Annotated in this window: 13 protein-coding genes; all 13 read left to right on the top strand. The window is 28.9% G+C overall.

Annotated elements, in window-relative coordinates:
* The first annotated feature begins 59 nt into the window (after positions 1 to 59).
* The 13 genes from ACI6PS_RS01105 (at position 60) to ACI6PS_RS01045 (ending at position 15620) form a co-directional block, all read left to right on the top strand.
* Complete coding sequence (locus tag ACI6PS_RS01105) at positions 60 to 533, top strand: PaaI family thioesterase (protein ID WP_421010696.1); 474 nt, start codon at positions 60 to 62, stop codon at positions 531 to 533.
* Between the two features lie 143 nt (positions 534 to 676).
* Positions 677 to 1222, top strand: a complete 546-nt coding sequence (locus ACI6PS_RS01100) for a hypothetical protein (protein ID WP_421010695.1) — start codon at positions 677 to 679, stop codon at positions 1220 to 1222.
* A 231-nt stretch (positions 1223 to 1453) separates the two neighbouring features.
* Positions 1454 to 2299 (top strand): RteC domain-containing protein, encoded by an 846-nt coding sequence (locus tag ACI6PS_RS01095; protein ID WP_421010694.1) that lies wholly within the window; start codon positions 1454 to 1456, stop codon positions 2297 to 2299.
* A gap of 78 nt (positions 2300 to 2377) precedes the next feature.
* Complete coding sequence (locus ACI6PS_RS01090) at positions 2378 to 4387, top strand: hypothetical protein (protein ID WP_421010693.1); 2010 nt, start codon at positions 2378 to 2380, stop codon at positions 4385 to 4387.
* A gap of 33 nt (positions 4388 to 4420) precedes the next feature.
* On the top strand, positions 4421 to 5641 hold the full coding sequence (locus ACI6PS_RS01085; RefSeq protein ID WP_421010692.1) for a hypothetical protein: 1221 nt from the start codon (positions 4421 to 4423) through the stop codon (positions 5639 to 5641).
* A gap of 79 nt (positions 5642 to 5720) precedes the next feature.
* Positions 5721 to 6008 (top strand): helix-turn-helix domain-containing protein, encoded by a 288-nt coding sequence (locus ACI6PS_RS01080; protein WP_421010691.1) that lies wholly within the window; start codon positions 5721 to 5723, stop codon positions 6006 to 6008.
* Between the two features lie 117 nt (positions 6009 to 6125).
* A complete protein-coding gene (locus tag ACI6PS_RS01075) occupies positions 6126 to 6932 on the top strand; it encodes a transcriptional regulator (RefSeq protein WP_421010690.1) in 807 nt (268 codons plus the stop codon).
* A gap of 11 nt (positions 6933 to 6943) precedes the next feature.
* The gene (locus ACI6PS_RS01070; protein WP_421010689.1) at positions 6944 to 7555 is read left to right on the top strand and encodes an ATPase; all 612 of its coding nucleotides are present in this window, start codon (positions 6944 to 6946) and stop codon (positions 7553 to 7555) included.
* Between the two features lie 72 nt (positions 7556 to 7627).
* Positions 7628 to 8257 (top strand): hypothetical protein, encoded by a 630-nt coding sequence (locus tag ACI6PS_RS01065; RefSeq protein ID WP_421010688.1) that lies wholly within the window; start codon positions 7628 to 7630, stop codon positions 8255 to 8257.
* A gap of 186 nt (positions 8258 to 8443) precedes the next feature.
* Positions 8444 to 9532, top strand: a complete 1089-nt coding sequence (locus ACI6PS_RS01060; RefSeq protein WP_421010687.1) for an AAA family ATPase — start codon at positions 8444 to 8446, stop codon at positions 9530 to 9532.
* 1 nt (position 9533) lies between these two features.
* Positions 9534 to 11897, top strand: a complete 2364-nt coding sequence (locus ACI6PS_RS01055) for a S8 family peptidase (protein ID WP_421010686.1) — start codon at positions 9534 to 9536, stop codon at positions 11895 to 11897.
* Between the two features lie 496 nt (positions 11898 to 12393).
* Positions 12394 to 14853: a hypothetical protein gene (locus ACI6PS_RS01050; protein WP_421010685.1), complete on the top strand. Its 2460-nt coding sequence runs from the start codon at positions 12394 to 12396 to the stop codon at positions 14851 to 14853.
* The gene (locus tag ACI6PS_RS01045; RefSeq protein WP_421010684.1) at positions 14853 to 15620 is read left to right on the top strand and encodes an HNH endonuclease signature motif containing protein; all 768 of its coding nucleotides are present in this window, start codon (positions 14853 to 14855) and stop codon (positions 15618 to 15620) included. Before ACI6PS_RS01050 ends, ACI6PS_RS01045 begins: the two co-directional genes overlap by 1 nt.
* Positions 15621 to 15631: the final 11 nt, after the last annotated feature.

Here is a 15631-nt window from a genome sequence, read left to right as displayed (position 1 = left end):
TATTGCGAAAATCTAAATGAATCCAAATTAAGAAATACACACATCTAATCTTCAAAATAATGAAAAAAATACCAACACTAGAGTTTATAAAAAATATGATAGCTGGAAAGTTGCCAAAAGACGTAACTACAAATATGAGATATCCAACTGCGATTTCAAAAACATTAAAAATGAAAATTGTAAATGTGGAAAAAGGAATTGCAACAATTGAAATTGATGCAGATTCTGAAGTCCATGGCAACCAACAAGGTACTATTCACGGAGGATTACTATGCGAACTAGCAGACGCAGCAATTGGAACGGCACATTCAACGATTATAAACGATGACGAAACATTTACAAGTTTAGAATTAAAAATCAATTTTTTCCGACCTGTATGGAAAGATACTTTAAAAGCGTTTGCAACGCCTATTCAATCTGGAAAGACAATTACAGTCTATAATTGTGAAATAAAAAATACTCAACAAAAAGTTGTCGCACTCGCAACAAGTACAGTAATGACATTGAGAGGAGATAAAGCTGTCGGAAGGTAAAATCAACAAAGTCTAGTATTTCTATTAAATCATTTTTATTCAAGTATTAAAAATGTACTTATCAATTAAAATGACCTCTAAATTAAACCCTTAAAAGACTATCGCCCCGACATAATTTAAGATTGGGAAAAAAAATTAAAAAGATGAAAACATTTGACAAAAAAGTGAATATTCCAAGCTATTTACATGAGTTACACGGAAAGCAATCTAGCATTTTTGATCTATTAGTCAACTATACTACTGTAATAATTACCACAAGCATAATCATATATCTTGCATGGAATTTATCTTTAAGTACTTTCAAGTTATTCATTCTAGGGATAGTGGCATTAGATTTATCAGGCGGTGTAGTATCCAATTTTACTGATGGAACAAATAGGTACTACATCCAAAATATAAAGATGAGATATTTTTTCATTGTGCTTCATGTCGTTCAGCCGTTATTGTTATTATGGCTTTTCCCAGAAGATTTGATTGAAATATTGATAATTGCAATTTACACTTTGATTGCAGTGATAATTATTGATAGTGTTGAAAAACATTCAAGGCAAAGAGTGCTTGGATCTTTTTTAATGGTAATTGGTATTTCAATATCATTCTTGATGGATGACATAGAAGCAGTTGTTCACCTAATGCTCATTCTCTTTATTATAAAATTAATTATTGCTTTTGCCGTAAAGTGGAAATAAAAAACACAATACACTACTTCACAATCACCCGTTTAGAATTAAAAATAACTATGTCTAAAAAATATAGAAAGATGCTTTAATCCCAATGTATGTATCTATATTATAGCACAGAAATACAATTATACCCTCATATTTTAAAATAAAAACATAAGTTGAAGTAGAAACCCTTGCTTGCTCAGCTATAATCAAACTTAAAAGAAAAAATGTTTTGGGAGTTAAAATTAATGCAAATTGAATCCAAAAATTAGTCAATTACTTTCTAGCCTTAATGAACAACTTAATTTTATTGACTTAGAAGTTGACAACCAAATAAAAAAATGTGAAAATGCAATAGAAGTCATTTTGGCTTCTATTGCAAATTTAAAAAAAATAATATCCAAGAGTAATTTCAAAACTGATACCGAAGAAATTCAATTTTTTAAAGATCTAAAACCTCAATTTACCTCAAAATTAATCTACTACAATATGGTCTTTAAAATTGAGATGAAAAGACCTAATGGAGGAAACCGAATTTTAAAAAAATATTACAATAATGAGTTATTAAAATTGAAAGCCTTTTTTGATAACGAATTAGAATTTTACCAATATTATCGAACAGGCAACACATATCTCGATTATAAATATTTTCAAAGAGGCAAATTTGATATAAAATTAGCACTCGACAATTTCTATTTTGAGGCGGATACAACTTTTAGCACTTCTCACGACTTCAAAGTAGCTCAAATTCTTGCTAATGATTTAATTCAATTATATTTAGAAAACCAATTAATTATAATTGAAAACAAAGATACCTCTGAAAAATCACAACGCAAACCGAACACCAAATTGATGTGGACAGGATCTAAAGTAGCATTAACGGAATTGCTCTATGCACTACATTCTGAAGGAGTATTTAATAATGGTACAACAGAAATTAAGGATATAGCAACCTATTTAGAATATACTTTCAATATCGAGTTAGGGGATTATTATCGTACTTTTTTAGAATTAAGAATGAGAAAAACCTCTCGAACAAAATTCCTATCTTCGCTAACAGATAGCCTTATAAAAAAAATGGATGAGGCAGATGAGAAATAAAAAACTATGCATAAATCTCTTTTTATATTAAATTCTGATCAAATTAATAAGCATGGTAGTTGTTTTACAATAGCAGCTATGGAAGATATTGTTTGGGGAAAATCTACTCAAGCAGTACCAATGCATCTTGGACACGACATGCACAGACCTATAGGTTGTATGGTTCCTTTTGGTTTATATTTTGAACCTCAACTAGTCAGAAATATTGGTGTCTCTTTAATTCCAGAAACTGATGAAGAAACCGAACAGATTTTAGATTTCAAAAAATATTCAACTTACATAAATATAAAAGAAGATATTGATTCCAATAATGGAGCTTTATACAAAATCTTAAAAGATAATTTAAGTGATGATTTTAAATATATACATTCAAGTACGCTTGCCATTTTTGATAAAGGTATTGTAGCAAAAGTATTCAAAAACTTAATCAACTTAAAAGTAAAAGACGATCTCATTCCCATAAAAGATTTACTAAAAGAATTTGATTATAAATACCAAGGTGTTTTTGTTCATAAAAAGCTTGATTTATGTATTTATGCAGATAGTTTTTTTAGAAGGTCTTTATCAAGACACAACTGTTTTCATTATAAATTTTTAGATGAGTTTATGTCATTCAAAGATAATGATGAGGTCGTTCTAAAGATAGCTATTGATTGGGATTTAATTGGGTATGCACAATCACTTCTTCCTACTATGGAATTCGATTATTGGTTTGGTCCAAAATATTCTGATGAAATAGATAAAATTGATCCCGGATTAACAAAACATATTACGACTGATTTTGAAAGAGATTATTATCAATTATCTTCAACTGAATTCTTTTGGAAGATTAATAAAAACTTGAGAGAGTTTGAACTTGAAGAATTAAAAGAATCTGAAGCTCCAACAGAAGTAAATTTCTATGGTTGTAGATATGTTCATTCTATTTATGATACCAATAAATCTACTTTTGTTCACTTTGATGGTGCAATAAGAGGCTATGATTCTGATTTATATTTTGAGAGAATAGATCAAAAAATGACAGATTTTGGCAGAAGAAGTCAATACAAAAAACTCTTTCGTATGGATGGGAAAATTGGAATTAATGATTGGAAAAGTTTGATAACACATTATATGCAAAGCAATCCTCTTATATACGAATATTTTAATGCTGAAAAACCAAAATCTGAACTAGAAAAACCTAAAGATAATATATCACTAGTGGAAGAATTGGTTCCTCATAAAATTGATGAAAATGAGGGGATTAAATTATTGCTATCATATCATGAGAAGAATACTAATTATAGTGAACATAGTCATTCAGTATCTATTTATGATGTAGTTGATAATGGGAACGGAGCCATTGATGCAATTGAAGAAGATATAATTGAAGTTAAAAAAGCAATTGATAGATTAGGAAAAAAGTTATTCATAAAAGAAGATGTCTTATATGGAAATTTTAAAGACGAATATTGGAACATTCCTTGCATATTTCATAGTGCTGCAGAACCTCAAGAGGACATATCAATAACAATTCAAGCACTTAAAAATATTTTTAACAAACTAATAGAAAGACACCTAAATTCTGTAATTTCATTCACGCTTGCATGGAATATGGAAGAAAAAGAAGTTAGATTAAGTTCTTTTGGTCACGTTAGCGATTTAATAAAATGGATGAATACATTTACTAGCATTCCAACAATACGAGATGAGTTTAAATCTTGGCTTGAGAAACAAAGAACGTATCTTAATTCTAACTATGAGGAATTCATAAATAAACCCGTATTAAAAGACATTTGTCAATATGATGGTGTAATTTATATAAAAAGAAAAATTATTGATCCATTATATCATGCAAAACCAATAATTAAAGATGAAAGTTTAATTTGCCAATTACAAATACCAACTGATGACAGAAATTACGATGATATTATAGAAAATAGAATTGTACCAGTAATGACTTATTTTATTAAGAAAGCCACATGTAGTAAAACAGGCAAAAGTTATTACGACAGTCCATATTCAAAATATTTAGATGATGATGTTCACGTAATTATAGAAGACTTTGAAGGACTTACCTTTTATTGGTCAGATAAACCAGTAAATTAAAAACAACCCAACTTGGGTACAACTTGTGAAAAAATGAATGTAATTATTTTAGGTGCCGGTGCTTCAAAATCATATTCAGAATCTCCAACAGGTCAAAAAATGCCTATTGCAAACGATTTCTTTAAAACTTTCCATAATCTTGATATTGCATCAAATTCTTGGGTTTTGATTGGTTTTATAATTCAATATTTTGCACAATATCGCAACAAAAAAACTTTAGACTTCCTTGATTTTAATGAAGATATTGAAATATTACATAGCGAAGTAAAGAATAGATTATTGGAAAGTCTGATTTCAAGTGAAAATAACTTTTTTAACAAAGAGAATGCATTAAACAATATGCAGTATTACAAAGCATATATGGAACTCATTTTCTTATTTACAAGTGTAATTAATGAAATTCAAAATGGTCCTGTTTCTAAACCACATTTAAACTTAATAAAATATATAAATCCTGATGACTCAATAATTACATTCAATTGGGATACATTAATGGACAGAGCATTGTCCGAATCAACGGATTGGAACACTTCTGAAGGATATTATGTGAAACCTTCAAAAATTTACAGAAATGGATGGGTCGATACTAATAAAAAAGAGGAAAAAAAATATCCATATTTAATTAAATTACATGGTTCAACAAATTGGATAACAAGTCATTTAATTCCTGAGAATGGTAAATTAGAGATGCTTCAGGAAACTAATGCGGATGATTTTTATATTTACGAAAGTTCCATTGATCCTTACAGTACCTATGACGGTAGATATATGCCAGGATATACTAATTTTTCGTATGGCTATTATCCTCCGAATTTACCATTAAAGGGCAAGAAAATTCCTGAAGGTATGATGTTGATGAAAAATATTATTAGAACAGGTTTTAATCCTAAAGGGGAAGCTGATAGTTTTGGATTAGTGTCAATGCCATTAATAATTCCTCCTGTCCATAACAAAGAATACGATTTTTATGGAAACATTTTTTCAACCCTTTGGTCAAAAGCTGAAGAGGATATTACAAAAGCAGAAAAAATAATCTTAATTGGATATTCATTCCCAATTACTGATATTAGGACTAACAATCTTTTTAAAAGAGCATTTTCAAAAAGAAAAACAATGCCTCAGATTATTATTGTAAATCCAAATTCAAGTCAAATTGAGGAAAGATTCATTTTTGAATTTGGTATTAAGAAAGAAAATATTTCCATATACAATGAGTATTTTGATGTTAATTTTGATTTAGATAAATTATTTTAAACCCAACTTGGGTATAACTTGGGTAATTAAACTATTCAAATGCTACAATTTTGTACCATAACAATCTAAATCATACGTTATGGCAATTGAAGTTATTACTCGCGAAGACTTAAACGAATTCAGAAGTCTTCTTTTGAATGATCTAAAAGAAATCATTCAATCAAAACCGCAACAAACAAAACAGTGGCTCAAATCCAATGAAGTCCGCAAGCTGTTAAACATTTCTCCAGGTACTTTACAAAACCTCCGCATCAATGGAACACTAACTTACACTAAAGTTGGTGGAATCATGTATTATGATAATTCAGACATTGAAAAACTCCTACACGGAAACAAAGTAAATGCCCTGCCTACTCTGTTTAAGTAAGATAGTAACGATATTGTCATACTGAGCTTGCGAAATATCTCCTGCAAAGCAGGTCAATCATTGAACATAGTTCAAGAAAGACTAATCACTAATTACTTTTCACTAATCACTATAAACATGAACTACATCAAACACCTAACAGGCTTCTTCATTCGCATTGCATCTGAAAAAACTATATATCCAACCCATATAAGTCTGTATCTAGCATTATTTCAAAGTTGGAACGTCAATCGGTTCAAAAACCCCATTGCAATATCTCGTGATGAAATGATGAAAACTAGTCGCATAGCTTCTAAAGCTACCTATCACAAATGTATTAAAGAATTACAAAGCATGGGATTTATTGACTATTTGCCATCATATAATCCGTATGCCGGTTCTGAAGTAATCTTGTATGACCTCTCAGACAGGAAAAATGCTTTTAAAAATCAAACCAGTTCAATTATTGAACAAACCGAACCAATAAATAACCAAGCTAACGGTAACGATACTGAACAAGTAAATGAACCCAATATATATAACAATACAAAAACATCTAAAAACAATAAAAACATATCTGTAGATACCAATTTTAAAATTTTTGATGAAGAAGAATTTATTTTTAAAGAAAACGATAAAAAAGAAAAAAGTTCCGCTAAAAAAGAAAAAGTTGATAAACCAAGTTTAGAACAAGTCAAAGAATATTTCAAACAAGAAGAATATTCAGAGTTTGAAGCCGAACGATTTTATAATTATTACACAAGCAACGGTTGGCTCATTGGTGGAAAAACAAAAATGATGGATTGGAATGCAGCAGCTCGTAATTGGATGCTAAATACTGCAAAATTCACAATAAATCTTCCGCAAAATCTTCAACAAAGAGAACAACCAAAAGCGAAACACTTACAAGTTACAGAAGACAAAAACTATGCAGAACCACTATAGAAAATCATGTCATGACTTCACAATACAACTATCCGGAAATCCTAGCATGGTTAGAAAAAAAAGCCAAACAAGAATATGGTTCAAATTTTCATTTCATAGAAGAAGATTTTGAGAATATTATAAAACTGGTAGCTTATTTTTTAAAAGATGAGGTAACGGCAAGCCAATTCGGATTAGACTTGACAAAAGGAATTCTACTTTCTGGACCAGTAGGTTCAGGTAAAACGTCTTTGATGACAATAATGAAATACATAACCCAAAAAGAAAATAAATTCTACATTAGAACTTGTCGCGATATAAGTTTTGAATTCATTAAAGAAGGCTACGAAATCATACATCGATACAGTCGCGGAAGCTATTCACAATCGGAATATAAAAACTATTGTTTTGATGATTTAGGAGTAGAAAGTAACTTGAAATATTATGGAAACGAATGCAATGTGATGGCAGAAATAATTCTCTCAAGATATGATCTATTCATCTCTAGAAAAGTCATAACCCATATCACTACCAACCTATCAGCTTCAGAAATAGAAACCGTGTACGGTAACCGGGTTCGCTCAAGATTAAGAGCAATGTTAAACCTCATCGCTTTCGATAAAACCACCCAAGACAAACGCTAAAAAAATAACATCAAACTGCTTTGCGAACATTGCGAAAATCTTTGTGCTCTTTGCGGTTAAATAAAACAAACTATGAGAAAAATAAACATCTTTTGGAACTGGTTTCAAGACAACAACCAAACCATAAAAAACTTCTTAAACGAAACCCCAAAATCACAAAAGCAAATCTGTCATTGGATAAAACACCGATTGGGTTTCTATTGCAAAGAACTCGACTACATAATTGTATTTCCCAAAAAGCCAACCCAAAAGACCGAACTAATCATTACGGCAAACGGAAATTCGGAATACTTTACACAAGTAACCGAATTAATAAAACACGCTCCAATACTCAAGCATTGGAAATTCACAGCATTTATTCAACCTACAGCAAACATTGATGAAATTATTGATGGTTTAGAAGAACCATACATCTTTCCAGAAATTACTTTAAAAACAAGCGATATAAAATTCTTGCCACTCGCTTATGACGAAAAAACAAAAAAACTCGACATCATGGTGTATTTAAAAAACTACAACATCCATTGCGATACCAAAACTTGGAACCAAGCAATCTACATCATCATACAAGACTTATTGGGAGAAAAAGTATTATATCAAAATATCAATTTCGTACAACTCGCTCAAATGCCCAGTAACAATAATGAATTGATAGAATTGTATGATTTACAGTTTTATATTGATAGTATGAATAATAGTTAACTTTCGGCAATAAATACAATTTACTGCCAAAGTTTAATTTGAGGTTTTTTAATTACACTAAATACTTATTCTACAACACTTTTAGATATAAAAATTACGAATTAGCAAAATAAAATTACGAATTACTGTTTTTGCATTACGTTTTTAATTATATTTGTACCACAAAACCCAAATAAATTTACGTCGATGTATACTGAACTAATAAAAATAATTGAAGGTGGATTGAATAACGACCATAAAAAGGTCATTAATTATTCCAATCATTTAGCAAAAAAATTAAGAGATGATGGAGATAGTAAATTAGCTGACAAAATTTTAAAAACAATTCAAGGAGCTAAAGGTATGCCTGTTTTTAAAGATCAATTATTTGATGCTCCTGTAGATAATGATACTAGATTAAATATTGCTGATATCATATTGCCGCAAGACATAAAGTTTGACATAATTGTTTCTGAAGGTATTGTAGAGCCAATAAACAATTTTATTTCTTTAGTAAATTCCAAGAATGAAATAAAAAGTAAAGGCTTAGATATTAATCTATCACTTTTACTCTATGGTCCTCCAGGTTGTGGAAAGACAACATTAGCTAAACATATTGCTAAAGAGCTAGATATTCCAATTGTAGTAGCACGCTTTGATTCTTTAATTTCTTCTTTGTTGGGCAATACCGCTAAGAACATTAGAAAATTATTTGATTACGCAAAAAGTAAGCCTTGCATTTTGTTCTTAGATGAGTTTGATGCTATAGCAAAAGCGAGAGACGATAATCAAGAAACTGGAGAATTAAAAAGGGTAATTAATAGTCTTTTGCAGAATATAGATGAATTTTTGGAAACAGGAATATTAATAGCTGCTACTAATCATGAACAATTACTAGATAGTGCAATATGGAGGAGATTTGAAAAAGTGGTAAATGTAAACAAGCCAAATTCTGATGAAATAAAAAATTTAGTGGAAAATTATTTTGCAAAAATTGGTTCTGATTTAGCTACAGATGATAAAAAGTTCGAAATGGTTAAAACGTATATGAGCAATTTATCCCATTCTGAGATTATTAAAATCATTAATAGTGCATATTACAACTCAATCATAAAAAAATCAGTTTTTGAATATGAAGATATCTTTTCTGAATATTTTAAATACAAAAACAACAATAGATTTCTTCCAGAGGATATGATTAAGTTTTTAAACGAAAGTCATATCCCACAGAAACAAATAGCAAATTATTTAGATATTTCAATTAGACAAGTTAGGAACGCTTTAAATGTAGAATAAGATGGCAAAGAAGAATTTACCAATTAAGCTTTTTCAAAAAAGGCAAAAAATAGATGACCGTAGAGTTGAAGGTGGCGGTGGAGATAATATTCCTAAATGGGAATTATCAGGACAATTACTTGCTGAAAGAGCAGAAAGTTTTATCGAGCCTATTAATGAATTAATTGAGGTATTTCAAAAACGCAATGCTTCAAGAAGTTTTATTCCTGCTACGCTAAAAATTGATATTGATGACAATGCAATTGCTAAATCACATAGAAAAGACATTCAGAAAATTTTTAATGGTAAAGTAACCAAAAACAATATTATTGGTTTTCTTGACTCAAACAGTGCAATTGTTAAAGTTGACAGCATTGAAGAAGGTTTACAGATAAAAAGCAATATAGCCAATTATCTAAAAAATCCGCGTGGTATTTCTGCTATTGAATCAATGGAAGTCTTCAAACCATTTATAGTAGATATTGAAGACAACCAAGCGGTCAAAATCTCTTTAATTGATTTTCTGAACTATGAAATTAATAATGCTGTCAAAATTGCTTTTATTAAGTATTGTAATCAATTTAACATCGAGGTAAAAGAAGTAAATTATTCTCCGGGGCTAATAATATTTAAAATTAAAAATGCTTCACAAGCAGTTTTAGATAGTATTTCTGACTTTGAAGCACTAGAGTCCATAACTTTTATGCCAAAATATCAGGTAGAAACAGATAGTATGGAATCTGATAATACTGTTGATATAAAAACACCTGCTGAAGGTGTTGAATATCCAATTGTTGGAGTTTTAGATACAGGTGTGTTAAAAAATCCATATTTAGCTCCTTGGCTACTCGATGATAAATTTTCTTCATATCCAGATGAGCTAATTGACCCAATGCACGGTTCTTGTGTTTCAAGTATAATTCTTTATGGCGATCAATTACAAGGTCAAAATTGGACAGGAAATACAGGTTGTAAAATTTTTGATGCTACGGTATTTCCAGATCAAAAACAAGAATCAATAGATGAAGATGAATTAGTAGAAAATATTAGAGAAGCGATAAAGGGAAATAATCATATTAAAATTTGGAATTTGTCATTAGGCACTGCCGCTGAATCCGACATCAATGATTTTTCAGATTTCGGTAAGGCTTTAGATGATATCCAACTAGCGAATGATGTAATTATTTGTAAATCAACAGGGAATTGCAGAAATTTCGAAAATGGACATCCAAAAAGCAGAGTAGCAAGGTCAGGCGATTCTGTTCGTTCTTTAGTGATTGGTTCAGTTGCACATTCAAAAAATATTCATGACATAGCTGATATTAATCATCCATCACCATTTACAAGAATTGGTCCTGGCCCAGCCAACAGTATAAAACCTGATATAGTGTCATTTGGTGGCAATGCAGGTATGAGAGACGGTAGAAGGATAGAAAATGGTGTAAATGCTATTTCTCACAATGGAAATTCAGTGAGAATTATTGGGACTAGTTTTGCTACACCAAGAGTAACATCATTATTATCGGAATTAAATTTTAAAATTAATGAAACTTTTAACCCTACTCTTTTAAAAGCTTTAGCTATTCATTCTGCAAAATATCCAACAGGAATTAGTCTTCCTATTAGTGAAAGAGTAAATCAAATGGGATTTGGAATTCCTGATTCAGCTGATGAAATAATCTATAATGATCCACACGAAATAACATTGATATTGCAAGAGAACATTACTCGTGGCGAATTTATTGAAATATTAGAATTTCCTTTTCCTGAAAGTTTGATTGATGATGATGGCTTTTTCTATGGAGAAATTAAAATCACATTAGTTGGCCAACCTGTATTGAGAGAAAAACAAGGTGCAGAATATTGTCAATCAAATTTAGACTTAATGTTTGGTACTTATGAAAACATAAAAGAACGAGACACAACCAAAGCTAATATTCTCAATGAAATTGGTCCAGACGACACGCAAAATGTTTTACTTGATTCTAATTATAAAAGTGCACATATTAAAGATACTGAGAGCGAATATGCACGTGAAAGAGTATTACTTAATTATGGAAAAAAATACCAACCAGTTAAGAAATACTCTGTTAATCTAAGCGAAATGAAAGATGCTAGACAACGTGATAGTTTAGCTGGTAATAGAAAATGGTATGCAAAAATCAAAGGAACTTATAGAGATTTTGCCGAAACATTAGCAATTCAAGATGGTGAAGAATTAAACCAAGACTTTACATTTATTGTAACCATTAGAGATACAAAAGGTCAGAAGCAAGTGTATAATGAAGTGTCAAGACTTTTAGCTGAAAGAAACTTTTTACATTCTAACATCAAGCTTAGAGAAGAAATCCAAATCAATATTAAAGGAGATAATCAAGCTAAATAATTAGATACTATTATGTTACAAATCAATCAATATTAGTCTTTTTTTTGTAATAAATCAATCAATGACAAATTCAAACAATCAGATATTCTCACCAGAACTTCTAAATAAATATCATTCAAAATTCAAACTTTCAAACACTTCTGATTTAAAAACAAAAAAATAGGTTATAGAGCAATGGACTAAAGAACTTAATTCAGGAAAATTAGATTGTCTAAAAGAAGAGGAAGTTAAGTCTCGTTTTATAATAGATATTTTTGGTAAAGTATTAGGATATAAATTTAATCATTCAAGAAAATGGAATTTAAGAGAAGAATCAAAAACATTAAGTAATGGAAAAAAAGCTGATGGTACATTAGGCTATTTTAGTTTTGATAAAAATTTAGATGATGTTAGATCAGTTATTGAAATTAAAGACGCTAAAACGAATCTTGATGCTAAACAAAATAGAAAAGTAAGTAACACTCCTATTGAACAAGCATTTGACTATTGCATTGATATGGGTGACAAATGCAATTGGGTAATTGTTTCAAATTTTAAAGAAATAAGATTTTACAATAGTCAAGATAATTCTAAATACCAAAGCTACTATTTAGAAAATCTAAATCAAGATACTTATCTGAGAGAGTTTGTCCTGTTATTTCATAAAGACCGTTTAATTTCCTTAACTAATAAATCTCAAACAGATAAACTTTATGAAGTATCATTAAAGCCTCTGATTATTAAGAAAAAAAATAATCATATACTCGATGAAATGTATTTCTGCATTAAAAAGTTTGACGGATTTGGCTTTGTAGATCCAAACTATTTATCTACTGTTTATCCATTTAATATTCTTAAAAAACAAGTATGGCATTATGACAATGGTGAATTATTTACAATAAATAAAGAAATATTTGGACTTATTAATGAAATTACGATTGAAGAAAAAAAAATCAATTTTAGTGCTAAACTAACAGCTGAACTTTCAAGTTTAAAGATCGAAAACGCACAAGAAAAGGTTACAGAAGTGTTGAAATTTTTAAGAAAATGTAATATCCATTATCTGACAGCCGTAGAAGATTATTTAAAAATTGGTGAAAACCGAAAGAACACAATTGGTTATAGTTATTTACATATATTTCCAACATCGGAAGAAGAAAGCAAAACAATAAACATAAGCCTTAATACAGAAACTGAATGTGATTGTTTAAACTGTAATTACAATAATTTAGATTTTGGAAAATTACTAAATAAGCTCAAGGCTAATCAAGGTAATATTGACTTTTACGATTCAGAGTATGCTTATGGTAATTATTTAGTAGCTTCTAATGATTATAAAATCTCTTACAATATTTATAAATATCTTGAAAAAAATAAATACAAAGAAGAAAAGGGAATTGAATATTTCATCACAAAATTTAATACTAAATATTTGAATGGTTTAATAAGGGGCTATTATTCTGGAGATGACCGAGAAGAAATAATTGAGAACATTAATCACATCGATTTAGATGAAGTAATTTATAACGAGCTAGAGTATGAAATTGATGATGATGTAAAAAAATACCTTATCCAAATAAAAGAAAATAAGTTACTAAATCGAGTAAAAGAAGAAATAAGAAAATTAAACTCATCTATTGATAATTTAAAAAGTTTGTATGACAATAGAGGAAAACAATATTCGGGTCCAGATTTGGTAAATAACTTATATCAACAATACATTCTTTTGTATCTTCATGTAAATAGAAACTTTATAATTCAAAATGTTTTTACTGATTACAAAGAAATTACTTCAGAAATGTTTTCCGGGCTTATTCAAAGTTATAAAACTAAAGAGGTAGGTTTAAAATCATTCAATGCTTTTATAATTGTTGAAGCAATTTTAAACATAAACACTGATGAATTAAAAAGAATAGTAAAAGCAGTTAATTCTTTAAAAATTGAAGAAAATGAAATTAACGATTTAATTGAAATAGTCCTCAATTTTCTAAATTCTTTCTATGAAGATAGTTCTTTTGCCTTTGACCCTATTAAAAATGATTCATTATCAAAATCTTGTATAAGCTTCCCATTTGAAAACAAATTATGCAGAATTTTTAGTAATATTTTTACGTTTCTTAAAATAATAGACCTTACTAAAGAACATATATCTCAAATTGAAAAACCAATTGTATCTTTTTTGAAGTCACAAACAATTCTTAATCATTATACATTAGATTCATTTTGCGAGTTCCTAATTGAAAAAGGAAACTTATTTAAAGAAAAACATATAATCGAAATTTTAAATATTGCAATTGACAAGGATTGTCCAAGATATAATACTTACGAGAGATTAGTTAAAAGCACTTGTAAAGCACTTGAAAAAAATCATCCTGACTATAAAATTTCAGATACTTATCTAATACAAAATGCTTTTTCAAATTGTAACATACTTTCTTCGAGTAGGTCAAAACTAAGATACTACATAGGGTTTTCTAAAATAGCCAATAGTGAATGTCAGCTATTAATTCAAAATATAATAGATAATCATTTAGACAAAGAATTTAATTATGATTTATATGAAGACTTGTTGAGGAGAGAAATTTATAATTACAATCACAAAGATTATTTTGATAAATACTTAGAGACGGTTTCAAAAATGGCAGGTGGTTCAGTCAAGTTTATCGAAGGTGATTATGAAGTTTTCAATTTTTCATTCATGAATTTTACAATGCTAATCCATAGATTAGAAATTAAGCTTAATCCAAATCAATCAAGTAAATTTAAAAACTTAATTGATTTTGAAAAGTGGCTATTAAATCCAGAAGACTTTGATTACAAACTTTTTAAAATATATTGGTTAAAACCAATATCACATAGTAATTTCTTCTTAACTAAAATTAAAAATAATAAGTATATAAAAACTCAATTGGAGAATGAGTTAAGAAAAGAATTTAATCAAGAACTATCAAATACCTATGTAAAATATTTTATATAATGGCAAAGAAAAATAGAACCAAAATTCCTCAAGTAAATAAAGTTAGAGCAATCCTTCAGAAAGAAATAAACTCCAAATGTCCTAATTGTGAAAATACAGATGTTGGACACTTTGAAATACATCATATTGACGAAAATCCAGAAAACAATCAAATTGAAAACCTAATTTTACTTTGCCCTATTTGTCATTCTAAAATCACTAAGAAAGACATTCAAATTGATGAAGTCAAAAAATGGAAGAATAATTTAGTGAATAGAAATTCAGATATTCAATTTATATCTGTAACAGTTGATAGTGAAAATTGCGGTTGGGAAGCAATTAAAGGAGCCATAAATGCTTTTGAAGCAGTTCGTTTTAAATCGCTATTTCCAATACTCAATTTTACATTTATAAATAATTCTGAGAAAACAATTCTCTTAACTAATATTGAAATAAAAAACCAAAGACTTCCCATTGGTTTATCAGGTCCAGTAATTGATATTCCGACAATTCTTAGACCAACAATCAAATACAAAATTAGATTACCTAAAGATGAAGAAACTATAAATACAGTTCTAAATGATGAAATCATAATCCCAAAAAATACAGCGTTCAAATTTCAAGTTGAAATATTTAATGACCACATGGAAAGCTTCATGCCTCCACATAATAAATATGCAATATATTTTAAATTCGGTTTCAATAATGATTTTTACATTGATGCTCCGATGATTTTGTTAAACTCATCTAAATATTATGATAGATTAACTCATGTTGGGTTAGGATAAATAAATTATAA

The organism is Flavobacterium sp. PLA-1-15, assembly GCF_049060005.1.
GTDB lineage: Bacteria > Bacteroidota > Bacteroidia > Flavobacteriales > Flavobacteriaceae > Flavobacterium.
The sequence above is the reverse complement of the archived record's forward strand: the minus strand, read 5'-3'. Positions and strand labels throughout refer to the sequence as shown.